Source organism: Streptomyces caniscabiei, assembly GCF_014930365.1.
GTDB classification, from domain to species: domain Bacteria; phylum Actinomycetota; class Actinomycetes; order Streptomycetales; family Streptomycetaceae; genus Streptomyces; species Streptomyces caniscabiei.
The window spans coordinates 1-892 of record NZ_JABXWI010000063.1; the positions used below are offsets into that span (position 1 = coordinate 1).

The following is an 892-nucleotide window of genomic DNA, read 5'->3' on the forward strand; positions in this document are numbered from 1 at the left end:
CTTTGGGAGGCAACCGCCCCAGTTAAACTACCCATCAGACACTGTCCCCGATCCGGATCACGGACCCGGGTTAGACATCCAGCACGACCAGACTGGTATTTCAACGACGACTCCACCCGAACTGGCGTCCGAGCTTCACAGTCTCCCAGCTATCCTACACAAGCCGAACCGAACACCAATATCAAACTGTAGTAAAGGTCCCGGGGTCTTTCCGTCCTGCTGCGCGAAACGAGCATCTTTACTCGTAGTGCAATTTCACCGGGCCTATGGTTGAGACAGTCGAGAAGTCGTTACGCCATTCGTGCAGGTCGGAACTTACCCGACAAGGAATTTCGCTACCTTAGGATGGTTATAGTTACCACCGCCGTTTACTGGCGCTTAAGTTCTCAGCTTCGCCACCCCGAAGAGTGACTAACCGGTCCCCTTAACGTTCCAGCACCGGGCAGGCGTCAGTCCGTATACATCGCCTTACGGCTTCGCACGGACCTGTGTTTTTAGTAAACAGTCGCTTCTCGCTGGTCTCTGCGGCCACCCCCAGCTCACCGAGTAAATCGGATCACCAGTGATGGCCCCCCTTCTCCCGAAGTTACGGGGGCATTTTGCCGAGTTCCTTAACCATAGTTCACCCGAACGCCTCGGTATTCTCTACCAGACCACCTGAGTCGGTTTAGGGTACGGGCCGCCATGAAACTCGCTAGAGGCTTTTCTCGACAGCATAGGATCATCCACTTCACCACAATCGGCTCGGCATCAGGTCTCAGACTATTGCCAGGCGGATTTACCTACCTGACGTCCTACACCCTTACCCCGGGACAACCACCGCCCGGGATGGACTACCTTCCTGCGTCACCCCATCACTCACCTACTGCAAGTCTGGTCCGTCGGCTCCACC

General features: G+C 55.7%; 1 rRNA gene. It reads right to left on the minus strand.

Annotated features, from left to right (window positions below):
* Positions 1-892, minus strand: a 23S ribosomal RNA gene (locus HW837_RS47970); the annotation flags it as partial.